The following is a 21,783-nucleotide window of genomic DNA, read 5'->3' as shown; positions in this document are numbered from 1 at the left end:
GGTGGCGCCAAGTCCGGTGCCCCAACTCCGGGTGGTGCCAAGAAGGGTGCCCCGACCCCAGGTGGCGCGAAGAAGGGCGCCCCGACCCCAGGTGGCGCGAAGAAGGGTGCTCCGGTTCCGGGCGGCGCCAAGGCTGCTAAGCCGGCCACGCAGGCAGAGCCAGCAGCTGCGGAAACCGAAGCTCCGGCTGAGACCCCGAAGGCAACCAAGGGCGCACCGATTCCGGGTGGCGCACGCAAGGGCGCCCCTGTCCCAGGTGGCGCTAAGAAGGCAGCTCCAGCCGCCAAGCCGAAGGCCGAGGAAGCTACTCCTGCCGAGGACACCGCTGCCGAGGTAGCGGCCACCGAGTCCAAGCAGCCAGCAGCTGAGCAGCCGAAGACCGCATCCGGTGTTCCGGTTCCGGGCGGCGCACGTAAGGGTGCTCCGATTCCGGGTGGCGCACGCAAGGCCAAGCCAGTCGCTAGCGCCCCTGCCCCGACAGTCGAGGAAACCGAGACTCAGGAAGCATCTGCCCAGCCAGAGGCGGAGCAGGCTCCGGAACAGCCAGAGGTTACCGAAGAGCAGGCGACGGAAGAAGCCACCTCCACCGAGCAGGCTGCTGATGCTCCTGCCGAGGAGACGCAGGCACCGTCGGCAAGCGCTAAGAACCTTCCGCGCAACCAGCACGGAGTTCCGCTGCCAGGATCGGCGCGACGTAAGTAACGCTCCCTAAATAAGCGAGAATCCGCCCGAGAGGTTATTCTTCCCGGGCGGATTTTTTGTGCTTTACGACGACCCCTGCGCCACGGCATTAATCATGCAAATGGCACTCTCAACCGCACTGACAATATATTGATTACTGCATCCCGTTAGAGATGACCGCGTTGTGGTGTGGAAAGAGGTCTTGGCGTAGTGATTAAGAAATCGCTGTCACAGATAAGAGACTTTCTGAGGACTCCGGGGTCAGTGGAGATGGTCATTGCGCTGATCCTCACTGCTCTCGATGCGCTAATTTTCCGCGAGAGCAACTCTGATCTTTTGTTGCCAACCATTATCGGTGGCCTTCAGGTCATTCTTGTTGCAGTGGCGACGTATTTGCCGCTCTTTGCCATGGTGGTTGTCCCAGCGAATTTCTTGGCATTGACTTTCCTTCCTACAGAGCAGGCTCCAATGCAGATTTTCTGCGCGCTTCTCATTGTGGAAGTGATGCGTGCTAACAACAACAAGATGCCGGCGAGAATCACTGCGTTGCTCTTGTTGGTGATTTCAAACTACGACGTAAACACAAGTACTTTCGCGCGCGACCACGTCGCGACCTTTGTGACAACGCTACTTTTTGTAATTGCCTACGCCATCGGCATGATGCGCAGTCGCTACAAAGAGCAACGCCGGCAGGCAACGATTGAATCTAACCGCGCCCTGGAAGAACAACGCCTTGAGTTGGCGACCGTACTGCACGACTCCACCGCCAAGTCCTTTACTCGCGTAACCATGCTGGCGCAGGCGCTCGCCATCGAGCGAGAAGGGACAGATGAAAAGCTTGAAGAGTCCCTAGAGGACATCGCAGAAACCTCCCGAGAAGGTCTGCTACAGCTTCGCCAGTTGCTTTCACTGCTGAAATCCGCTGACGAAGAAAGCTCTTTGACCTCGGCTATTGGCCAAGATGAGCGAGTTCCTAGCATGAACAGGGTGCTCCAGCAGGCCAAGGATGAACTGCAGGAAGCTGGGTTTAACGTTTCGCTGGCCACGAGGATTGAAACCGAGCCCTCTTTGACGCAGATTTCAGAAGTTATCTCGCCGGCGCTGTCGGAGTTCTGCACGAACATTCAGAAGTACGGCGAGCCGCAAACGAACGTCCACATTCTGGCGCTGGGCAATGAGGAGGATGGCTTCACGCTCGACATCAGCAATCAGATATCGAAGGCGCTACCGAATTTTCTGCCGCGGGCGATGCTATCGAGCGGTTTGGGGCTTTCCTCACTGCATCGGCGAGTGCGACCGTGGGACGGTTCCATCACGTCGGAACGAGAAGGAAATGTGTGGAATACCAAACTCCACATGCCACCTACCAATTAGTAGGTTACGCTAACGTAGGATAGATATAAAAGCTCATTGTGGCGAATATGACTCTCGAAACGTCCTGGTTAGCGTAGTAATATCGCACAATGACAGATATTGTTCGGTTTTTATAAATTCTATGAAAGGTTCGCGGATGTCTGACATCAAGGTTCTCATTGTCGATGACGACCCACTCGTACTCTCGACGCTGCGAACTTACTTCAAGAAGGCACCGCACATTACCGTGGTCGATGAAGCCAGCGATGGCCACGAGGCCCTCAATATCATTGCCCGCGGTGGCATTGACGTAGTTTTGACCGATATTCATATGCCCAACATGGACGGAGTTGAGCTGCTCGAGCGCATTAAGAAGGTGGAGAATCCACCGAAATTCATCGCTATCACCTCATTCGATACCGATGAAACAATGCTGAAAATCTTGAGCCTCGGCGGAAACGGCTACATTCTCAAAACCGCCCGCCCCGAATCCGTCATTGGCACCATTGAAGATGTCTTCCAGGGCGGCACCGTCATCTCCCCGATTTCTGCGACTCGGCTGATTAAAACGCTGCCGTCCCGCAACATTTCCTCGTACAAGATCACTCATGCCGAGCGAGAGGTTCTCGGCCTGATTTGTCGCGGTAAGTCGAACCACGACATCGCCAAGGAACTCGGCAAGTCGCCGGGCACCATCAAGAAGCACCTCTCCAGCATGTTCAATAAGTTCGGGGCTACCTCACGCCTGGACTTGGCTCTGAAAGCAATAGACGCAGGCTTCCAGCCTCCGGCATCCGCTGCCGCGCAATAGCAAAAAGACGGAGTAGCAAAACACCGGAGTAGCAAAACACCGGGATAGCAAAACACCGGAGTAGCAAAAAGGGGGCCTATTCACTTTCGTGAATAGGCCCCCTTTTACCCGTGCTGAGTGTGGAGAGAGAACTGTGTAACTACTGAATGGTCACCTCGACATGTCGCTCACGCGGAGCCACGCCAAAGTAGCTGCGCCCAATCGGCTGCCACGTCTTCGAGTTGGCGTTGCAGCGGACTGTCTGTCCAGCGAACTCGTCAACCAGGAATCCCCAGCTCAGACGACCAGTTTCACCCTTGCGTACTTCGTATGGTCCGATCTTCTGCCCGAGGCTCCAAACCATCTCTCGGGAGTACTCCCAGGAGTACTTGCGGTTGAGCTCCTTGCTGACCTTCACGCTGACAGAGATATTGGTCCACCACTTCTTGGTCTTGGACTCCTTAATGGTCTGCGTCAGCGGAATCGGCTCATCACCAATGTCATTCTTCGTAGAAACAACGCCCTCAACGTCGTAGCGAGAACCGGTGATTTCCACGAACTCGGCCACCGAACCCGGAGCTTCACAAGTGGTTCCCGGTGCCGGACCGCGGTCAACTGCCGCTGGCTTGGGCACTGGTACCCACTCCTCCGGCGCGAACGGTTCACCAGCTCCTGGATTCGGGGCGGCCACTGCTGTCGGAGCGCCGAGTCCGAGCGCAAAGACCGTCGTCAAGCACATGGCGACAACACGCTTTTTCATAACTACTCCTAGTCGTTAATCGTGGCGGATGCCGGGCCGCCGTCACCGGAGTTACCGCTGACAGGCGCCCACTGCTGACGGTGCTCGCCCTCCTTGGTGGTCTTGTGCCAGACCACGAAGCGAGTCGACGGCCCCTTGCCGTTGTACTCACCGAAGTAGGGCTCACCGCGCCACAGGCCGGTCTTCTGATCGCAGGTGCGGACACGGCCAATAAAGGACTTCATGTGCACGCCGTAGTCTGCGCGAACGGTCTCACCAGGGTTGACGGTCACCGGGCCCAGCTTGTCGCCAACAGACCACTGACTGACCTCGACGATGCCGTACTTGTTCTTCACCCCGTGGAGGAACACGTCCCACATATTTCCGGAGCTCATGGCCTTCACGGACTCGTTGACCCCCTCTGTCACCTCGAGGGTGTACTGAATCGGGCGGTCAGTGCGGTTGGTGAATGAGTTAGTGCCGTTGTAGCGATCCCATTCGTCGGTAATCCACTGTTCCCAGGGGTGACGCTTGGCATCCTTGACCGGGTCACATTTATCCGTATTGGTGAAACCGGTGTGGTGCTCATCTTGGTCGGGGGTCTGGGTCAGCGGGGTCGCAGCGACCTGTCCGACGATGCCTGGTGCAAGAAGACTTGCACCCATCACCGCGCAGGCCAGGGCCTTCTTTTTCAGGCTCAACATGGAGAAACTTCCTTCTACTTCGAGGTCTTAAAGAGGCTCAGCCCGTCTTAGACGGCGTACTCCTTGACCTGCGGAGCAGCACCGTCCACGGAGCGATCAGCTTCGTTGGCGCGCATGGAAACGCGAATGTGGCGCTCCTTCGGGATGGTGCCCCAGTACGGACGACCTGCGTCAATCCACTTTCCGCCCTTGCAGGTCAGGTGAGTACCTTCGAAGGACTGGTTCAGGAAGCCATACTCCAGAACACCGGTGTAGCCAGGCTTGACCGGGTACGGGCCGAGGGTCTGGCCAACTTCCCAGGTCTGAGTGGACTGGTAGCCGGCGCTGAAGGTGACATGGAAGAGCTTGAGCAGGTCGAAGTCGACCGAACCGCCGACGTTCCAGGACTTGGTCTTGCCCTCCTTGAGGGTCTGGGTCAGCGGCAGGTCGGTATCGCCGTAGTTAGCGACGGTGGCGGTACCTTCGACCTCGAACTTCGAGCCGGTGATCTTCAGGGACTGGCCGGACTGGCCTTCAACGGAGCAGGTGCCACCGACGGTGCCCGGGGTGGGGGCTGGGGCAGCTTCGGCCATCGGGGCGACAGCCAGCGAGGACATGGTAACCAGGGCTGCAATGGAGCCGGAGAGCAGGGTCTTCTTCACGGCGAAATCCTTTCAGGGCGTGACGAACAACTCGTAAGGAAATACTTGAACTAACACCTGCTAAGGTAAGTCGAAATTCAGCCTTTTGTAATGGAAAATTTTCGACTCTCTTTACGACGGCCACAGCGATTATCCACATAGTAAAAATGGAATCTCACAGATTTCTGCCTTGCGAAAATACGGTATATTACAGCGTGTGACCAGCGATTATGAGCGCCACAATAAAATTTCAGCGATTAATTTAATCGCATTAGAACTACGCCTTTTGAACCAATTCAAAAATGCCTTGGTCAGCCACTTGGTATTAGGCAATCAACATTTCGGCCACTAACCTACCTACATAAAGACACCAGAGAGTAGCCGAGTGGCCACCCCCAGCCGCGGGCAGACGAAGGGTCCCTCACGCTTCACACTCTTGATTAAATAGTTATGATTTCTTTATTAATCACTGGCGAAGTCCGGCAGTCCACAAAGCCCTGACACTTTGCCGAGGCAGATATCTTTCGGAGTACTACCTAATGTTTCGACGCACTTCTGTTCTTGCTACCACCATTGCATCCGCAGCACTTTCCCTAGGCGCGCTGACCGGCACCCCGGCCGCTGCCGCAGCACCGACAGCTACAACCGGCAGCGACGACCTACAGGTTAAGGAATACGCTCTTTCCGATACCTTCTCTTGCGACTACTACAACCTTCCGTGGTGCCGCTAATAGAGCGCCGGTCTCTCCCCTGCCCTCCCCTTCACGCGAGAGCGCGGCTACTTCGCGGTGCCGTCGAGCCCCTCTAGCAGTGTGGCAAAATCCGTGACGTTAGCATCCACCTGCGTGTTCGTACTGCGCCGATGGTTCGGCGCACCAACACCTTGATTGCCCTCACTGACCCCGTCTGCTGAATGTGCTGCACCCTTTTCTTCAGCTTCGTTCCCAAAATCTGGACCAAAACCGACTACGGCCGAGCGAACACCGGGGTCGTGGCAATCAATCCATTAGCACCGCTGACAGTATCGAGGGCGGTGCGCAATTTTTCGTCGTAAAGCCCTGTGGACATCGCCGTGCCGAGGCTGACAGCGAGTTCGCGCAGCTCGACGTACTCGATCTCGAGGCCTTCGCCGCGCTTGGAGACCTGCACGTCAACAGCTTCCGCGATGCGATTGGCGAGGATGCGCGTGGTCGATGGGTCGGAAACGCCAGCGCTTACGACGACGAGGTTTTTCACTGCTGATTCCTTTCCGCCGGGCGGACCAGCAGGTGCGGGGAATCTGCGCCTTCGGCGACGAGCGAGGCGTGCGTCGGCGGGTCGAAGGGCACGTGTGCCGGACGGCGGCGCTCGAACTCTTCACGCAGGACCGGAACGATTTCGGTTCCCAGGATCTCAACCTGCTCCAACGCGATCTCCAGCGGCAGGCCGGCGTGATCGATGAGGAAAAGCTGGCGCTGGTAGTCACCAACGGCATCTGCATAGCCCAGGTAACGTTCGATGATTTGCTCAGGCGTGCCGACGGTCAGTGGAGTGATGTTCTCGAATTCTTCCAACGATGGCCCATGTCCATAGACCGGGGCATTGTCGAAGTAGGGGCGGAAAATTTCCTTGGCTTTCTTTTCCGTCTCAGCGGCGAAGACCTGCCCACCAAGTCCGACAATTGCCTGATCAGCAGCACCATGACCGTAGTGCTCAAAGCGCTGGCGGTAGAGATTGACCATGGCTGTGGTGTGCTCGATATTCCAGAAAATGTGGTTATGGAAGAAACCGTCCCCATAGAAGGCGGCCTGCTCAGCAATCTCGGTGGACCGGATTGAGCCATGCCACACGAAAGGCGCTACCCCGTCGAGCGGACGCGGAGTGGACGTAAAGGACTGCAGCGGCGTGCGGAATTGACCTTGCCAATCCACATTTTCCTCACGCCAAAGGGTGCGCAATAGGTGGTAATTCTCAATGGCCAGCGGAATCCCCTTGCGGATATCCTTGCCAAACCACGGATAAACCGGCCCGGTGTTGCCGCGGCCCATCATGAGATCCATGCGGCCTTCGGAAAGGTGCTGGAGGTAGGCGTAATCCTCAGCGATGCGCACGGGGTCGGTGGTGGTAATCAGCGTTGTCGAGGTCGACAGAATCAGATTTTCGGTCTGCGCTGCGAGGTTTGCTAGCAGAATCGGCGGGTTCGCCGGGGCCACAAACGGTGGATTGTGGGGCTGGCCGGGAGCAAATACATCGAGGCCAACCTCTTCAGCCTTCTTCGCTAGCGCGACAGTTGCCTTAATTCGCTCATGTTCAGTAGGGATTTGTCCGGTCGTGGGATCTTTTGTGACGTCGCCAATTGTAAAAATTCCGAATTGCATGGCTCCATATTAAGACCTTTTTGTTGACACGTCATCTCTCACTGACTTATAGTTGACACGTCAACACCGGGGGTTGGTTCCGGCGGACAAAAATACTTCGAAACATTCGAGATACTTTTAACTTTTAGGAGATTCACTATGGCTCTTCAGTCTGGTAACTACGTTCTTGATGCACAGCACTCCACCGTTGGATTCACCGTTCGTCACGCTATGATCACTAAGGTCCACGGTCAGTTCACTGAGTTTGAGTCCGTTATTAATTTTGATGTCGACAAGCCGGAGAATTCCACGGCAAAGGCGACCATTCAGGCGAACTCCATCAACACCAACAATGAAGAGCGCGACAACCACCTGCGCTCGAAGGACTTCTTCGGCACCGACGAAAACCCGACCTTCGAGTTCGTTTCCACCGCTATCGAGCTCCAGAGCGAAGAAAAGGCCACCGTTACCGGCGACCTGACCATCAACGGCATTACCAAGCCGGTCACCCTGGATGTCGACATTTTCGGCTCCGCTGAAGACCCATGGGGGCAGACACGCGTTGGTTTCGAGGCAGCCACCAAGATTGACCGCACCGATTTCGGCATCGATTACAACGCTCCTATTAAGACTGGCGGCCTGCTCCTTGGCAATGAGATTTCCCTGCAGATCGACGGCTCCGCAGTCAAGCAGTAACTAGCAGCCGAAACTCAGCAGCCAGAACCCCAGAAAAGCGTCCTGCATCCTCATGCAGGACGCTTTTGCGCAATCAATGTGCAATTAATCTGCCCCCGCTACAAGAAAAGCATGGTGCGGGAGCAAAAAAGTGGCATGCTTAGACAGGTGAGTTCCAGCAAAGACACTTCCCAGGGCACCGAAACCACCAACGAGACAACGCAGGACGCTCAGACTGCACAGGCCACTCAGGCCGAGCAGTCCCGTGCCGCCCGCGTTGCCGCCCGTCGTGGAAACATCAGGGCACCTCGCCGCACTCCGCTGAAGACACTGGATCAATCCTCCAAGCTGCAGAACGTCCTCTATGACATTCGCGGTCCGGTGACTACTCTCGCCGAGCAGATGGAAGCCGACGGCCACCGCATCATGATGCTCAACACCGGCAATCCGGCAAAGTTCGGCTTTGATGCACCTGACACCATCGTGCAGGACATGGTCCGGGCCCTCCCCCACGCACAGGGCTACTCCGAGTCCAAGGGTATTTACTCCGCACGCCGTGCCGTCGTCACGCGCTATGAGATGGACCCGGATTTCCCCCGTTTCGACGTCAACGACGTCTGGCTGGGCAACGGCGTCTCCGAGCTGATTTCCATCACCACACAGGCGCTGCTCAACGAGGGCGATGAGGTCCTCATTCCAGCTCCGGATTACCCGCTCTGGACGGCAGCAACCACCCTCGCCGGCGGTAAGGCCGTCCACTACACATGTGATGAGGAGAATAACTGGGCTCCGGATGTCGAAGACATTCGCTCGAAGGTGACGGATCGCACGAAGGCGATTGTCATCATCAACCCGAACAATCCGACCGGCGCGGTCTACACACGCCAGACACTCGAAGCCATCGTCGATATCGCTCGTGAGCACTCACTCCTGCTGCTTTCCGACGAAATCTACGACCGCATCCTCTACGACGATGCAGAGCACATTTCCACTGCCTCCTTGGCCCCGGATTTGCTCTGTATCACCTTCAACGGCCTGTCCAAGACCTACCGCGTGGCCGGCTACCGCGCGGGCTGGATGGTGCTGACTGGCCCGAAGCGCCACGCAGAGGGCTTTATCGAGGGTATCAACCTGCTGGCCAGCACCCGTTTGTGCCCGAATGTCCCTGCTCAACACGGCATTCAGGTGGCACTTGGCGGTTACCAGTCCATCGAGGACCTAATCTTGCCAGGCGGTCGCCTCCTGGAGCAGCGCAATGTCGCCTACGAGGGGCTGACCTCAATTCCGGGCGTGAGCTGCGTGAAGCCGATGGGAGCAATGTACGCATTCCCGAAGCTGGATCCGAACGTCTACGAAATTCACGATGACGAAAAGCTGATGCTCGACATTTTGCGTGAAGAGAAGATTCTGATGGTCGGCGGCTCTGGCTTCAACTACCCGACGCCGGATCACTTCCGAATTGTCACCCTGCCGTGGGCGCGCGACCTGAAGGAAGCCATCGAGCGCCTGGGCAACTTCCTGGTCAGCTACAAGCAGTAACAGGGATTAGGCTGTTAACGGTGGGCAGGTGCTCAAAAGGTTCAGTGGATTCCGGGAATCAGCAGGCTTTTCGCATTGCTGCGGGTTCTACCCCTTTCACATATCGATGCGCTATTCACTTATAGACACGCTGGAGCGCATCGATAAGTGAGTATTGCTTCGAAAAGTGGGCACAGTGTTGATGACCAGGGCTCGGCGCGCCGGAATGGCGGTACGCCTTCCGGAGCTGGTACAGCGATTAGGTTATTAAGGGTGGGCAGGCATTCAAAAGATTCAATGAACTCTAGTAACCAGCAACCTTTTCGCGTTGCTCCGGGTTCCGACATAGGTGCGCATCTCGACGTACTGAAGAACTCGAACAGCGGCTCCCCTACCGGCCGGTTCCGGGCTGTCAACGCCGCGAATCAACCCAACTCTGAAACCTCGGCCGCCCCAGCACGACATGCAGAACCTGCCGCACATTCAAAACCAGCACCGGCGCGGCAAACCGAACCTGCACAAGCCAAACCAAAACCGACAAAACCGCGGCACAACCCCACAAGAGCACGTCGCTTACTGGCCACAGTTCTTACAGTTGCTGGCATTGCCACTTTCCTCGCTGTGATTGGACTCTGGCCATCGGGTGAAGCTCCGAGTCCGGGGCCGGGATTCCTGCAGTCACAGACATCAGCTGCGGAGACGGTCAAGGGAACCGTCGTAAAGCACAGCGTCGGCGCGTGCAATTCGCCTGACAACGGACGTGTCTTCGACGACCAGCCGCGGCCAGGGCTGACAGCTTCGCTCAACGACCCCGCGGCGCCGAAGTGCCAGCTCTCGGTCATTGAACTGACCTCGGGCCCAGACGAGGGCAAGAAGACTCTTCTGGAGGCATCCGGTCTGCCCGGTGAGATGGAGCTGGCGGAGGGCGACAAGGTCGTCCTGGCAATTCACCGTCCAAACGCTGCCGGTACCGGAGCTGTCGACAATGGTGCCGTGCCGAATCCGGGGTTGATGACACCAGCTCCTGGCGTTGTTCCCGCGCCTGCCCCTGAGGGCGCAGAGGGGGAGTCTGCTCCTGATGCTGAGGCTCCGGCACCCGCACCGGCTCCGGAGCAGGAACCAGCACCTGAATCCGGGGCAGAAGCTCCTGCTGCTCCTGCTCCACCCGCACCACCTGCCCCCGCGGCTCCTGCCGCCGACACTAACGTCGTCGACGTCGCACCTCATCAGGTTGTCGACACCGCTAGCATCGGGAACACCTACACCTTCCTGGACATGGATCGCACCACGACAATCTGGTTGTGGCTCGGCGCGACAGTACTTCTCATCATCCTCGTCGGCATGACTCGCGGGGTCTTGAGCCTCATTGGTCTTGGCATCACGCTGGCCGCAGTGATGGGATTTCTGGTTCCGGCACTGTTACGCGGCGGCGATCCTGTGGCCTTAGCCATCACGGCGGGCGCGGCGATTCTCTTCCCAGTGCTCTTCCTCGTTCATGGCATCAACTGGAAGTCAGCTTCCGCACTGGCGGGAACACTCACCACGATGGTGCTGGCGGCGGGCTTGGCCAACCTCGCAATCTCCACGTCGCAGCTACGTGGTCTCGGCAACGAGGACAACCTACTTATTCAGCTTTACCTGCCTGACGTCTCCGTCACAGGTCTGCTTCTGGCGGGATTCATCATCGGCGCGTTGGGGGTGCTTAACGACGTCACCATCGCCCAGGCCTCTACCGTCCAGGAGCTCTACGAAGCAGCTCCGCGGTCGCGGCCTATGGAGGTCTTCCGCTCGGCAATGCGCGTCGGTCGCGACCACATCGCGTCGATGGTCTACACACTGGTACTGGCGTACCTCGGCACCGCACTGCCGCTATCGATTTTGTTAAGCGTCTCCGACCGGCCGCTGATGCAGTCGTTGACCTCCGATGTAGTGGCCACAGAACTGCTGCGTTCCACCATCGGTGCGGTCGCTTTGGTACTCGCGGTGCCGATTACCACCCTCATCGCCACCTATACCGTGGCTCCGGAGGGTATGAAGTTTCCGAAGCGCTCGAGAGCAGCTAGCATTTAGCCGCGGCCGAGGCAGGTGACATCCCAGCCTGCGGCACGCCACTGATCGGTTGGCAGGCAGTTGCGGCCGTCAAGCACCGCTGCACGCTTGACCAGTTTCTTCGCAGCCACCGGGTCGATGTCGCGGAACTGCTGCCACTCGGTGGCGACGACAACCATCTCCGAGCCTTCCAGAGCTGCTTCGATGCTCGGTGCGTACTCCAAGGTCGGGAAATTCTTCTTGGCGTTCTCCATGGCCTGTGGGTCGTAAACGCTCACCGAAGCGCCTGCCAACGACAGCGAACCGGCAATCGACAGCGCCGGGGAGTCACGCACATCGTCAGAGTTCGGCTTGAACGCCGCACCCAGCACAGTCACGGTGTGACCGAGCAACGAGCCACCGAAGCTGCCGCGTACCAGGTCAACGGTCTTTTCACGGCGACGCATGTTGATTGCATCGACCTCGCGCAGGAAAGTCAGCGCCTGGTCAACGCCCAGCTCACCAGCGCGGGCCATGAATGCGCGGATATCCTTCGGCAGGCAACCGCCGCCGAAGCCCAGCCCCGCATTGAGGAAGCGGCGGCCAATTCGGGCGTCCATACCGATGGCGTCGGCAAGCGTAGTGATATCTGCACCTGTGACCTCACAGATTTCAGAGACCGCGTTGATGAAGGAAATCTTGGTGGCGAGGAATGCGTTCGCCGACACCTTTACCAGCTCTGCGGTGGCGGTGTCCGCGACGATAAACGGCGTCTCACGCTCAAAGATAGGGCCGAAGCACTCGCGCAGGCTTCCCTCAGCGATCGATTCGACTTCCTGACCTGCACCATTGAGGATCATCCCCGGCTTCTGGGTGCCCAGCACCACACGGTCCGGCTCGAGAGTGTCCTTTACCGCGAAGCCCTCGCGCAGGAACTCCGGGTTCCAGGCAATCTCGAGACTGGTGTTCTTCAACTCATCATCGCCGGATGCGGCGCGCTCACTAATCATCTCCGCAGCCAGCTCCTGCAAGCGCGGTGCGGTACCGACGGGCACAGTGGACTTACCAAACACTAAATGCTTGCCGACGACGCGCTTGGCCAATTCGGTAATAGCTGCGTCCACATAGCGAACATCGGCTGCGTACGAGCCCTTGACCTGCGGAGTTCCGACACCTACGAAGTGGACGTTCGCAAATTCAACAGCCTCGTCGTAGTTAGTGGTGAAACGTAGTCGCCCCGACTCAACGTGCTTCTTTAGCAGTTCGGGCAAGCCGGGCTCAAAGAAAGGAACTTGGCCTGCGGACAATGCCTCAATCTTGGCAGGATCAACATCTACGCCGAGAACCTCGTGGCCTAACTCCGCCATCGCCGCGGCATGAGTGGCGCCAAGGTAACCCGTACCAATAACCGTAATACGCATAAGGGCTATTATTTATCGAAAGATAAAAGGCCCTCAAGCCGATTTAACCCTTAAATGGTGTGAACTAAAGGGCCATATTTAGGCTTTTCACCTGCGGAAACTCTTTATTGAAAAATTGTTTCCATTTCTTCACCGAGAATTCACTCGGGGCTATTCGCAATTCATTTATATTCCGAGTTCATATCCCGAGTTTCAGGTGCCTTATTCCTCATCGCGGAAGTTCAGGTACGCACGCGACGGCGTCGGGCCGCGCTGCCCCTGATACTTCGAACCGAGCTTGCCGGAACCGTAAGGCACCTCTGCCGGCGAGGACATCTTGAACAGTGCCAGCTGGCCGACCTTCATATTCGGCCACAGTGCGATAGGCAAGTTCGCCACATTGGATAGCTCCAGCGTGATGTGACCTGAAAACCCTGGGTCAATAAAGCCGGCGGTCGAGTGCGTTGCCAGGCCCAGACGCCCCAACGAAGACTTACCTTCCAGGCGGCCTGCCAAGTTCGGAGGAATAGTGAAGTACTCCAGGGTCGATGCCAGGACGAACTCGCCCGGGTGAAGAATGAAGGGCTGCCCTTCTGGAACCTCGTGCGGGGACGTCAGTTCTTCCTGCGGCAACTTCGGATCGATGTGCGTGTACTGCGAGTTGTTAAAAACTCGGAAGAACTTGTCCAGACGCACGTCGATGGACGAAGGCTGAATCATCTTCGGGTCAAAAGGATCAATGCCGAGATGGCCGGAGCCTTCGGCATCGATAGCGGCACGAATATCACGATCTGAGAGCAACACATAGACCAGCTTAACCGCTCTGTAATGCACAGCGTGTGCGGGTTGCAGGATATGCCCGCGATAAATTCAGCGGAGCTGCTGCCAACCAATTTTTTCGACGCGAATCGAGAGTGCTACATTGAAGTTACAGAGGGCGACTGATTTCCTGCATGCCACACCTACTGTGCCAATCCCGTGGCGTGCTTTTAATCATTCCGCCTACTGTGTGCCGATGTAGTTCAATGGTAGAACTCCTGCTTCCCAAGCAGGCGGCGCGGGTTCGATTCCCGTCATCGGCTCTCTAAGAGGCTCAGCGTCAAGCTGAGCCTCATTGTTGTTTCCGCTACTTTTCAGCTACCCCCGCGGCACCAAAACAGCCAAAACTACTCCGAGTAGCACATCCGAGTAACACCAATTAGCCATAAGCCCCGCATCGACTCCAGTTTCGCAGGAGTCGGCGCGAGGCTTTTGCGTAGGGCGCGGTTTAAACCATAGACAACGGCAAAGCCTAACTCGATGGCGCGGTATATCTCAGCCACCGCAGCACTGCTTTGACACGACGGTTGTTATCTTCCGGCTGAAAGCCGAGCTTCAAGAACACATTCGCCACATGCTTACTCACAGCGCCTGCGGTTAGTACCAGGCGTTTTTCTATTTCCTTATTACTGAGCCCCTGCGCCATTAGGTCGAGCACTTCGCGCTCACGTGGAGTCAGCGCGGCGATGCCGTCCTGCTTTGCGGCCAGTAGCGTCGCAACCACTTCAGGGTCGACCACGGTACCGCCACCGCGTACCTCTTCCAGCGCCGCAACGAAGTGCTCGACATCAGAGACGCGTTCTTTCAACAAGTACCCAAAGCCACCATGCTGCAGCAGGCGATCTAAGTAACTGGCCGCCACGTATTGGCTGAGCACGACAACCGGCTGGTCAGGGTTGCTCTGGCGAAGTTTGGTGACAGCGAGCAATCCGTCGTCACGCATGTTCGGTGGCATCCGGACATCGCTGACGATGACATCGAACGTCTGCCCTTCGGCAGTGTCGAGCAGCTGATCCGCATCACCGACGGCGACAACCTTGTATCCCAGCGCCCGCAGCAGGCCGGTCAGCCCCTCGCGCAGGAGTACGGAGTCCTCGGCCAGCAGTACTTTCATCGCGTCCTTCCTTGGCGAACAGGCAGTTCCAGCCGCAATTCAGCACCACCGTCGGCGTTGGTGAGCGTCACGGTTCCGCCGAGCGCTGCCGCCCGTTCGCGCAGGCCCGCAATGCCGGTTCCCGTGCCATGCTTTACGACGTCTACAGCGTCCGCCCCCGATGGTTCCATCAGACCTTCACCGTTGTCGCGCACAGTGACCGTAAGCGTACCCGGATGAGACACGAGCGCCCTCTTCGGAGTCTGAACCGCGAGAGTGATATCAGCTCGATCGGCATGGCCATGCTTGGTGGCGTTGGTCAGCCCCTCCGCTGCGCTGTGGTAAACGAGTAACGCTGTGGTTTCGTCAATCGGGCCGAAGTCGGAAACACCATTTTCACGAACGGACACCTGCATTCCGGAGTGCGCTGCCAGCTCCCTCACGGCAGCGACCAGTCCATTTTCAAACAGTACCGGCGGGGCAATGCCAAGCACCACGGAGCGCAGCTGTGCAAGAGCCTGCGTTGCATTGCGGTCGGCGGCGGAGAGCGCCTCGGCTACATCTTCTTCAGTCTTACCCATGCGAGCAGCGGCAATGTTGAGTTTCAAGGCGGTCAGGTGTTGCTGCGGACCGCCGTGAAGCTCGCGCTCAATGCGATGGCGCTCGCCTGAGAAGGAGTCAATGAGCACGTCGCGCGATTGGGTAACTTCTTCGCTGGATGGTGCGAGGATGACGCGGGAGAGCCAAATGGACAGCAGGCCGACACCGAGGTTGATGGCGATGGTCAGCACCAAAAAGAGAATTGCGAAAACCCAGGCAACAGAGATTTTCTGTGTTGGGTCCGTCAGAGTCCAGCTGAAAAACTGCACTTCATCAACCAGGAAAGGTGCAGCGAAGAGCACTCCGACAGTAAAACCACCGCCGACCCACGCTGTAAAGGTGACGAACCCAATGACCAGTTGGACGAGCAGGTTGACGAAGTTGCGGATGTCGAACCAACGATTGGTCACGCGGTTGGCAATCGGGGTGCCGGACCACGATGCCACCCAGCGAGAGAGCCAGTCGGCACCTCGGCCGATGAGCGGAATCCACGGCAGAAGCACAACAGAGGCAATCAAACCCGGAATGAACAGCAGGCCGAGAATAAAACTCCAGGCCAGCGCGATTAAATTCTTTTTCTTTGTCATAGGTTCAAAGCTAAGTTGGCCCGGGTTCAAATACAGTGGAGCTAACTCCCCTAAATTCAGTCGAGCTGAATACGTCCCGGCTTCTTTTCACCGATACCTCGGTCGGCCAGTTCGTCATCAATGTACGTTGGCCGACCGACAGCCAGCCCAAGCACTGCAAGCACGACCGTAGTACCAAGCAGCACGACCAGAATAGGTGTCCACGTTTCCGTCGTTCCAGCGGCCACACCCACCAGGAATGGCCCGACTGCGGAGAAAATGTAGCCGATTGGCTGCACGAAGCCGGACAGCCGCGCGGTCAGCTCATGGCTGCGCGTGCGGCCCGGAATCAGCGCGATAGCCATGGGGAAACAAAAACCACCCACGCCCAGCAGGAACGCAGCCCCAATCGCGTATCCAACACCAGTTTCCGCCGCTCCCCACTGGTCGATCAGAATCATCAACGCATACCCGAGGAAGAAAAGGCAGCCGAGACCAAAGGCTACGTAGGACATGGTGCGGAGCCGTGCAATCAGCGGTGGCATCAGCAGCCCGCCGATGATGCCCAGCCCTTGAACAATCATGGATGCCGCGGTAGCTACGCTGACGCTGATGCCTGCGTCGATAAGCATTTTCGGCATCCAGCCCATGAGCACGTAGGCGTTCATCGACTGCACGCCGAAGAAAACTGCCAGCGCAATGGCCGTCGGCGACTTCCAGATTGGCGTGTTTACCGAGGAGCTGACCGAGGCCTTCGGATAGTCGAATCCGATGCGCGCACGCAGCGGCAACCACACAACGAGCTGAACAAAGGCGGTTATCGCCCATACGGCAATCGCCCAGCGCCACATATCGACGCCGCCTGTGGACGCTTCGGGTGAATCGCTAATCAAAAACGCCGTCGCCGGCCCCAGTCCGCCCCCGAGGGCGAGCATGCTGGAGTACAACATCATCAGCACGACGGCATGACGGCCGCCATGCACCTTGATCCACGCAGGTAGCAGTACATTTCCCAGCGCAATACCCGCAACCGACAACGCCGTAAACAGAAGGAATAGCCAGATGCTGCTCACCCACGGGCGCACCGCAAGGCCGACGAATAGCAACGTCGCAGACAGTGTGAGTGCACCGCTTAAGCCCATTCGCTTGCCGACGGAAACCGCGGACAACCCAATCGCGAAAAATGCGAGCCCCGGAATCGCTGTAATCAAACCACCAAAGGCGGAGGAAGCGCCAAGGTCGGATAGGAGCTGATCAATCACCGGACCGATTGACGCAATACTCGGGCGCAAATTCAGCGCTGCGACGATTACGGCGATAACGAGAACGGGAACGCTGAGCGCGATGGCATTCTTCGAGGACCCAGCGGCCTTTGGCTGTGGTTGCCCTGGTTTTTCTTCTATCGCCATAACAATGGACGTTACCGCTTCCTGCTAATGACTCTCTAGCCGACCCAAGCCGGCTGGTTCGAGGAAGCTTAAAAACTAGCGTGCTGAATGTCGCTGTTGTCCTATCCTGGACTACAACGACATCTCTTTTTCTTTATCTATTGACAGTCTTTCGGCTATCTCTGACGTAAGGATTGAACTCAAAAATGGTTGAACCGATTTCTGATTCCATGCTCATTGCCTACGACGGCTCCGACGAAGCCAAGCGGGCGCTGGCCTATGCCGGAAAACTGCTGCGCGTTAAGAAGGCCTACATTCTGACTGCCTGGGAACCCCTGCAGCGCGCTGCAGCTCGCACTGCTGGCGCCTCTGGCATGATGCAGCCCGACTGGGATGCCACGACTGAAGACGGCGATCCGGCTCACGACGAGGCCGTCCGTATTTGTCGTGAGGGTGTACAGATTGCCGCTGAGGCTGGCTTCGTCGCGGAGCCCTACTTGGTAGAGACTGAAACTACTATCTGGTCGGCCATCGTCGATGCAGCTCACGACCTCGATGCGGGCGTGATTATCTCCGGCACTCGCGGTGTTACTGGTTTGCGTGGTCTGTTCACCGCCTCGACCTCTGACGCGTTGCTGAAGAATGCTGGCCGCCCGGTCCTCGTCGTTCCGGGGGAAAAGGAATAATTTCCAGAAAATTTTTAAAAACTTACTTAGCTGATAGAAAATGGGTTAATCTCTCAACTAAGAAAACTCAATGACCGCTGAAACCGCTCAAAATTCAAGGCGGGGAGAGAATCCCAGCTGTTCCACTGGTTTACAGAAGTCACAGAGTGTAGTTTTATAAACAGTATTGACTTAATGCACACGAGGAGTCCTCAACATGGCATACGAAACTGATTCCGAGCAGCGTCGTAGCGTTGGCCCTGCCCTGGCCTCGGCGCTCATTGGCGCCCTTCTCGGTGGTGCCGCTATCTTCGGCATCGGCCAGGCTCTGACCGAAGACCGAATTCCGGAAGCACAGGCTGTTTCCACCGATGACGCTCTGCTTGGCGGTGTCGAGTACGGTCAGCGTTAAGTTTTTAACGCTAACCCTCCTTTAAAGCTATGCCCACCTTTGTTCGAGCGCGTAAGCGCGTGCTTGTACCTTGGTGGGCTTTGCTGTGCCTGCTGGCATTCATCCAGTCCCCCGGCAAGACTGTCGCTGACACAAAGCACGACCTGACAGAAGACCCCATCGGGTTTTTGTCCGCCTCGCTCAACATGTGGTCAGACACCATGCCGCTGGGACAGCTCCAAAACCAGGCATATGGCTATCTCTTTCCACAGGGCGCATTCTTCGCGCTGTTTAGTTTGCTGCCCGATGTCCTAGCGCCCGACTGGCTGATTCAGGCGCTGTGGTGGAGCCTTACTCTCTGCGTGGCTTTTACCGGCGCATATCGCGTGGCCGAAGCTATAAACGTCGGCACGCATACCTCTCGCGTAATGGCGGCATTGTTGTACGCGTTGTCGCCGCGTGTGATTACGACGTTGGGCGCGATTTCGTCCGAGACCTGGCCCGTCGCGCTGGCACCGTGGATTCTGCTTCCGCTCCTGCGGGTCGCAGCCCGGCGCGAGGAACTGCCCTGGCGTGCGACTGCCCGTGCCGTATTGCTGTCCGGCCTAGCGGTACTGTGCACTGGCGCGGTCAATGCGGTCAGTACAGCGGCGGCTTGCATCCCCGCAGGTCTGATGCTGCTCTTCTTCGCTTTTACGGGGCCTCGTCGCGGGCGTGCGTGGGCGATGCTCGGCGGTTGGCTGGCTGCGTGTGCAGCGGTCAGCATGTGGTGGATCGTGCCGCTGCTCCTGCTGGGCAAGTACTCACCACCGTTTACGGACTACATTGAGTCCTCCGGTGTGACCACTCGTTGGTTGAGTCTCGGCGAGACGCTCCGCGGTTCCACTTCGTGGACTCCGTTTGTCTCTTTCGAGCGAGTCGGCGGAAATGCGCTGGTCGCGGAGCCCATTCTCATTTACGCCACCCTGGCTGTAGCGGCGATTGGCCTACTTGGCTTGGTCATGCGCTCACTTCCGCTGCGTCGAATGTGGCTGATGATGCTGCTCATCGGGCTTGTTATCATGGCAGCCTGGACGGAGCCGTTCGGGCTGGCGTGGGAATCGGCTCGAGAGGTGCTCGATTCCACGCTCGCAGCAGTGCGCAACCTGCACAAATTCGACACTATTGTGCGTCTGCCACTTGTTATCGGCTTCGCTCATGCGACAGCCCAGCTGCCATGGCCGTGGCGAGAGCCGGCGAACGAGCACACGAACGAGACGGCGAGCGATTCAGCGACCACTGGCTGGCAGCAGTGGCTACACCCGGAGAAGCACCCGCGCGCTATCGCATCGATGCTGATTCTGGTGGTTATCGCCAGCGCCACCGCCCCTGCGTGGAGCGCACGCCTCGCTCCGACAGGTGGTTTTTCCGAGGTTCCGGGCTACTGGCACGAAGCGGCCGACTGGCTGAATGAGCAGGGCAAGGACACCCGCACGCTGGTGGTGCCGTCATCGCCGTTTGCTGATCAGACATGGGGCAATACTCGCGACGAACCGCTCCAGCCGCTCGCCGACGTGCCCTGGGCCGTCCGCGATACCGTGCCACTAGTGCCTCCAGAGGCGATTCGCGGCCTCGATGGTCTGCGCAATTCACTGACTCGGGGCCGTGAGGTACCGGCACTGGATGCCACCCTGCGCAACAACGGTATCGGCTACGTGCTGGTCCGCCACGACTTGAGAGTTACCTCGAGGGGCGATTCGCTGCGCGCCATCACTTCCACGCTGCAGGACTCCCCGACCATGGAAAAGGTGGCGGAGTTCGCGGACGAGGACGGCCATACCGCTATCCAGATTTGGGGTGCGGGCCCGAAGGAGCTGCGCAATCACGCACTTTCACCGCGGTTGGTAGACACTACCCAGATACCGCTGGTCGCCGGCGGCCCCGAAGTGCTCCCGCGGCTTGACGAAGTCGATTCCGATGCTCCGGTGCGCATCCTGTCTGGCAAGAATGCCGGCACTGTCACCGACACGCCCGCCCGCCGCGGCCGCAACTATGGTGAAGTCGTCGGCGCGGAGTCAGCAATCCTGGCCGAAGACGAGGACTCATATGTCCGCAACCTCGTTCCGGACTACCCCGTCGTGGGACTGCCACTGACGCAGACAGCAACGGGTCGCGCCACAATTGAGGTTTCGTCGTCGGCCTCTGAGCCATACAACGTCGGTGGTGCATCGGCTGACCACTCGGTCAACGCAATGCTCGACGGCGACACCTCCACCTGGTGGGAACCCTTGGCGGGCAAGAGCCAGGCTGAGTGGGTCAAACTGTCGTGGAAGGAACCGACCGATAACGCAGTGCTCAGCCTGACCGGTGCTCGCGTTCCGGTGCAACTGCGCATCCAGACCGACACGGCTTCCAGCTCCGTACAGTTGGTCCCGGGTGAGACGACTCGTATTCCGCTGCCCGGCGGCAAGACCACATCTGTGCTCATCACAGCAAAGATTGCTCCTGTAGGCTTCGCTATCTCCGAGCTAGGCCTGGTGATTCCACAGCGAGACACTGGCTTCGACGCATTCGAATCCAGCAGTCCCGATTCCGATGAAGAGGCGGAACTTTCCACCGAGGATATAGCGGAGGACCTCACGCCGGTTCGTGTCCCGGTGGTGCCGAATTCCTCTTCGCTGGCTCAGCGTTGGGTCTTCGGCCAGGAGATTCATGAGGGCACGCTGGTGCGCCTGTTCACCGTTCCGAAGCCGGTAAAGGTAAAGATCGATGCTGATACCTGCCGCAGCAGCATCGGAGCCCCGTGGGCCAGCCTCCAGCGCGGTGACGGCTCTGATCACCGCGAGCTGACCTGTGGTGAAGAGATTGAGCTCTCACCGGGGCCATGGCGCATCGATGCCAAGTCCGATTGGGTGTCGCTCACCTCGACTGACTACTTCGCGCCGTCAGCTGAGAAGCAGAAAGTGACGCCAATCGATCTGAACAATCCCATTGACGCTGCCGACCACGATCGCATCGTGTGGTTGCCAATCTCTGTCAATGCTGGCCATGAGCTCCGTGTCGGAGGCGCCGCCATGAAGCCTGTAACGGTCTCTGGTTGGCAGCAGGGTTGGACGATTCCGGCCGGTATTGGTGGTGCGGTCGAGCTGACCTACCCACCGCAGCAGACCTGGCGTACTGGCATCCTGGCAGGCGGCGCACTCGCAACCGTGTACGCACTGGTCACTGTGGGGCTGGCTTTCGCTTGGCGACGCTTCGCTCTCACCACCCCGATTCCCGCGTCTTCGCTGAGCAATGACTTGCCGCGGGCGGCTATTGGCATTGCGGCTGCCGCGACAGTGACACTGGTATCCAGCTGGCCTGGCGTGGTCGTTGCCCTCGTGGTGGTTGCCGCTACCCTTGGTGCGGTTTTCTGGGCACGGAAGCGTGGGGACGTCG

At 58.2% G+C, this 21,783-nt stretch carries 19 protein-coding genes, 1 tRNA gene and 1 pseudogene; 11 read left to right on the top strand and 10 right to left on the bottom strand.

Features of this window, described 5'->3' with window-relative positions; genetic code table 11:
* The 3 genes and pseudogenes from HMPREF3011_RS00150 to HMPREF3011_RS00140 all read left to right on the top strand — a co-directional run.
* Positions 1-702, top strand: a pseudogene (locus HMPREF3011_RS00150) (Fe-S oxidoreductase); the annotation flags it as partial.
* A 249-nt stretch (positions 703-951) separates the two neighbouring features.
* Entirely contained in the window at positions 952-2,055 is a 1,104-nt protein-coding gene (locus HMPREF3011_RS00145) for a histidine kinase (RefSeq protein WP_222867072.1), read from the top strand.
* 136 nt (positions 2,056-2,191) lie between these two features.
* The gene (locus HMPREF3011_RS00140) at positions 2,192-2,845 is read left to right on the top strand and encodes a response regulator transcription factor (RefSeq protein WP_038626810.1); all 654 of its coding nucleotides are present in this window, start codon (positions 2,192-2,194) and stop codon (positions 2,843-2,845) included.
* 139 nt (positions 2,846-2,984) lie between these two features.
* On the opposite strand, the gene HMPREF3011_RS00135 is transcribed toward HMPREF3011_RS00140, so the two are convergent.
* From HMPREF3011_RS00135 to HMPREF3011_RS00125, 3 genes are read right to left on the bottom strand one after another with little or no spacing between them, the layout of a single operon-like run.
* Entirely contained in the window at positions 2,985-3,584 is a 600-nt protein-coding gene (locus tag HMPREF3011_RS00135) for a hypothetical protein (protein ID WP_038626812.1), read from the bottom strand.
* An 8-nt stretch (positions 3,585-3,592) separates the two neighbouring features.
* Positions 3,593-4,267, bottom strand: coding sequence for a hypothetical protein (locus HMPREF3011_RS00130; RefSeq protein ID WP_016421573.1), 675 nt, complete (start codon positions 4,265-4,267; stop codon positions 3,593-3,595).
* Between the two features lie 47 nt (positions 4,268-4,314).
* Positions 4,315-4,908, bottom strand: a complete 594-nt coding sequence (locus HMPREF3011_RS00125) for a hypothetical protein (protein ID WP_016421574.1) — start codon at positions 4,906-4,908, stop codon at positions 4,315-4,317.
* Positions 4,909-5,426: 518 nt separating this feature from the next.
* Here HMPREF3011_RS00125 and HMPREF3011_RS00120 point away from each other — a divergent pair.
* Entirely contained in the window at positions 5,427-5,618 is a 192-nt protein-coding gene (locus HMPREF3011_RS00120; protein WP_038626815.1) for a hypothetical protein, read from the top strand.
* 235 nt (positions 5,619-5,853) lie between these two features.
* Here HMPREF3011_RS00120 and HMPREF3011_RS00115 read toward each other — a convergent pair whose 3' ends face one another.
* Entirely contained in the window at positions 5,854-6,123 is a 270-nt protein-coding gene (locus tag HMPREF3011_RS00115) for an NADPH-dependent FMN reductase (protein ID WP_070840951.1), read from the bottom strand.
* Entirely contained in the window at positions 6,120-7,244 is a 1,125-nt protein-coding gene (locus HMPREF3011_RS00110; RefSeq protein WP_070840950.1) for a CE1758 family FMN-dependent luciferase-like monooxygenase, read from the bottom strand. Before HMPREF3011_RS00110 ends, HMPREF3011_RS00115 begins: the two co-directional genes overlap by 4 nt.
* Positions 7,245-7,382: 138 nt before the next feature.
* Between HMPREF3011_RS00110 and HMPREF3011_RS00105 the strand changes: the two genes are divergently transcribed.
* The 3 genes from HMPREF3011_RS00105 to HMPREF3011_RS00095 all read left to right on the top strand — a co-directional run bounded on the left by HMPREF3011_RS00105 (position 7,383) and on the right by HMPREF3011_RS00095 (position 11,486).
* Positions 7,383-7,919, top strand: a complete 537-nt coding sequence (locus HMPREF3011_RS00105; RefSeq protein WP_038626820.1) for a YceI family protein — start codon at positions 7,383-7,385, stop codon at positions 7,917-7,919.
* A 147-nt stretch (positions 7,920-8,066) separates the two neighbouring features.
* A complete protein-coding gene (locus HMPREF3011_RS00100) occupies positions 8,067-9,437 on the top strand; it encodes a pyridoxal phosphate-dependent aminotransferase (RefSeq protein WP_275452450.1) in 1,371 nt (456 codons plus the stop codon).
* A gap of 600 nt (positions 9,438-10,037) precedes the next feature.
* On the top strand, positions 10,038-11,486 hold the full coding sequence (locus tag HMPREF3011_RS00095) for a YibE/F family protein (RefSeq protein ID WP_070840949.1): 1,449 nt from the start codon (positions 10,038-10,040) through the stop codon (positions 11,484-11,486).
* Here HMPREF3011_RS00095 and HMPREF3011_RS00090 read toward each other — a convergent pair.
* Together HMPREF3011_RS00090 and dcd are read right to left on the bottom strand one after the other, a co-directional pair.
* Positions 11,483-12,865, bottom strand: coding sequence for a UDP-glucose dehydrogenase family protein (locus HMPREF3011_RS00090; RefSeq protein ID WP_038626824.1), 1,383 nt, complete (start codon positions 12,863-12,865; stop codon positions 11,483-11,485). The genes HMPREF3011_RS00095 and HMPREF3011_RS00090 overlap by 4 nt on opposite strands.
* A 201-nt stretch (positions 12,866-13,066) precedes the next feature.
* The gene (dcd, locus tag HMPREF3011_RS00085; protein ID WP_038626826.1) at positions 13,067-13,648 is read right to left on the bottom strand and encodes a dCTP deaminase; all 582 of its coding nucleotides are present in this window, start codon (positions 13,646-13,648) and stop codon (positions 13,067-13,069) included.
* 207 nt (positions 13,649-13,855) lie between these two features.
* Here dcd and HMPREF3011_RS00080 point away from each other — a divergent pair.
* Positions 13,856-13,926 (top strand) — tRNA-Gly (locus HMPREF3011_RS00080).
* A gap of 209 nt (positions 13,927-14,135) precedes the next feature.
* Here HMPREF3011_RS00080 and HMPREF3011_RS00075 read toward each other — a convergent pair.
* The 3 genes from HMPREF3011_RS00075 to HMPREF3011_RS00065 are packed head-to-tail and all read right to left on the bottom strand — an operon-like array spanning position 14,136 to position 17,331.
* The gene (locus HMPREF3011_RS00075) at positions 14,136-14,777 is read right to left on the bottom strand and encodes a response regulator transcription factor (RefSeq protein ID WP_070840948.1); all 642 of its coding nucleotides are present in this window, start codon (positions 14,775-14,777) and stop codon (positions 14,136-14,138) included.
* Entirely contained in the window at positions 14,774-15,943 is a 1,170-nt protein-coding gene (locus tag HMPREF3011_RS00070; protein ID WP_070840947.1) for a sensor histidine kinase, read from the bottom strand. The genes HMPREF3011_RS00075 and HMPREF3011_RS00070 overlap by 4 nt, the downstream gene beginning before the upstream one ends.
* Positions 15,944-15,999: 56 nt before the next feature.
* A complete protein-coding gene (locus HMPREF3011_RS00065; protein ID WP_083327040.1) occupies positions 16,000-17,331 on the bottom strand; it encodes an MFS transporter in 1,332 nt (443 codons plus the stop codon).
* A 185-nt stretch (positions 17,332-17,516) separates the two neighbouring features.
* Between HMPREF3011_RS00065 and HMPREF3011_RS00060 the strand changes: the two genes are divergently transcribed.
* From HMPREF3011_RS00060 to HMPREF3011_RS00050, 3 genes are all read left to right on the top strand, one after another.
* Positions 17,517-17,996: a universal stress protein gene (locus HMPREF3011_RS00060; protein ID WP_005510532.1), complete on the top strand. Its 480-nt coding sequence runs from the start codon at positions 17,517-17,519 to the stop codon at positions 17,994-17,996.
* A 196-nt stretch (positions 17,997-18,192) separates the two neighbouring features.
* Positions 18,193-18,387, top strand: coding sequence for a DUF2613 domain-containing protein (locus HMPREF3011_RS00055; RefSeq protein ID WP_005510537.1), 195 nt, complete (start codon positions 18,193-18,195; stop codon positions 18,385-18,387).
* Between the two features lie 29 nt (positions 18,388-18,416).
* Positions 18,417-21,783, top strand: a 3,367-nt coding sequence (locus HMPREF3011_RS00050) for an alpha-(1->3)-arabinofuranosyltransferase domain-containing protein (RefSeq protein ID WP_070840946.1), incomplete at its 3' end; no start/stop codon positions are given.

The sequence above is a fragment of the Corynebacterium sp. HMSC074C04 genome (genome assembly GCF_001838295.1).
Lineage (GTDB): Bacteria > Actinomycetota > Actinomycetes > Mycobacteriales > Mycobacteriaceae > Corynebacterium > Corynebacterium amycolatum.
The sequence above is the reverse complement of the archived record's forward strand: the minus strand, read 5'-3'. Positions and strand labels throughout refer to the sequence as shown.

What these genes read in the sequence shown, in the direction of transcription:
- HMPREF3011_RS00145 (WP_222867072.1), top strand. Translation starts at nt 952, where the DNA reads ATGGTCATTGCGCTGATCCTCACTGCTCTCGATGCGCTAATTTTCCGC.
- HMPREF3011_RS00140 (WP_038626810.1), top strand. Translation starts at nt 2,192, where the DNA reads ATGTCTGACATCAAGGTTCTCATTGTCGATGACGACCCACTCGTACTC.
- HMPREF3011_RS00135 (WP_038626812.1), bottom strand. Translation starts at nt 3,584, where the DNA reads ATGAAAAAGCGTGTTGTCGCCATGTGCTTGACGACGGTCTTTGCGCTC.
- HMPREF3011_RS00130 (WP_016421573.1), bottom strand. Translation starts at nt 4,267, where the DNA reads ATGTTGAGCCTGAAAAAGAAGGCCCTGGCCTGCGCGGTGATGGGTGCA.
- HMPREF3011_RS00120 (WP_038626815.1), top strand. Translation starts at nt 5,427, where the DNA reads ATGTTTCGACGCACTTCTGTTCTTGCTACCACCATTGCATCCGCAGCA.
- HMPREF3011_RS00110 (WP_070840950.1), bottom strand. Translation starts at nt 7,244, where the DNA reads ATGCAATTCGGAATTTTTACAATTGGCGACGTCACAAAAGATCCCACG.
- HMPREF3011_RS00105 (WP_038626820.1), top strand. Translation starts at nt 7,383, where the DNA reads ATGGCTCTTCAGTCTGGTAACTACGTTCTTGATGCACAGCACTCCACC.
- HMPREF3011_RS00090 (WP_038626824.1), bottom strand. Translation starts at nt 12,865, where the DNA reads ATGCGTATTACGGTTATTGGTACGGGTTACCTTGGCGCCACTCATGCC.
- HMPREF3011_RS00075 (WP_070840948.1), bottom strand. Translation starts at nt 14,777, where the DNA reads ATGAAAGTACTGCTGGCCGAGGACTCCGTACTCCTGCGCGAGGGGCTG.
- HMPREF3011_RS00070 (WP_070840947.1), bottom strand. Translation starts at nt 15,943, where the DNA reads ATGACAAAGAAAAAGAATTTAATCGCGCTGGCCTGGAGTTTTATTCTC.
- HMPREF3011_RS00065 (WP_083327040.1), bottom strand. Translation starts at nt 17,331, where the DNA reads ATGGCGATAGAAGAAAAACCAGGGCAACCACAGCCAAAGGCCGCTGGG.
- HMPREF3011_RS00060 (WP_005510532.1), top strand. Translation starts at nt 17,517, where the DNA reads ATGGTTGAACCGATTTCTGATTCCATGCTCATTGCCTACGACGGCTCC.
- HMPREF3011_RS00055 (WP_005510537.1), top strand. Translation starts at nt 18,193, where the DNA reads ATGGCATACGAAACTGATTCCGAGCAGCGTCGTAGCGTTGGCCCTGCC.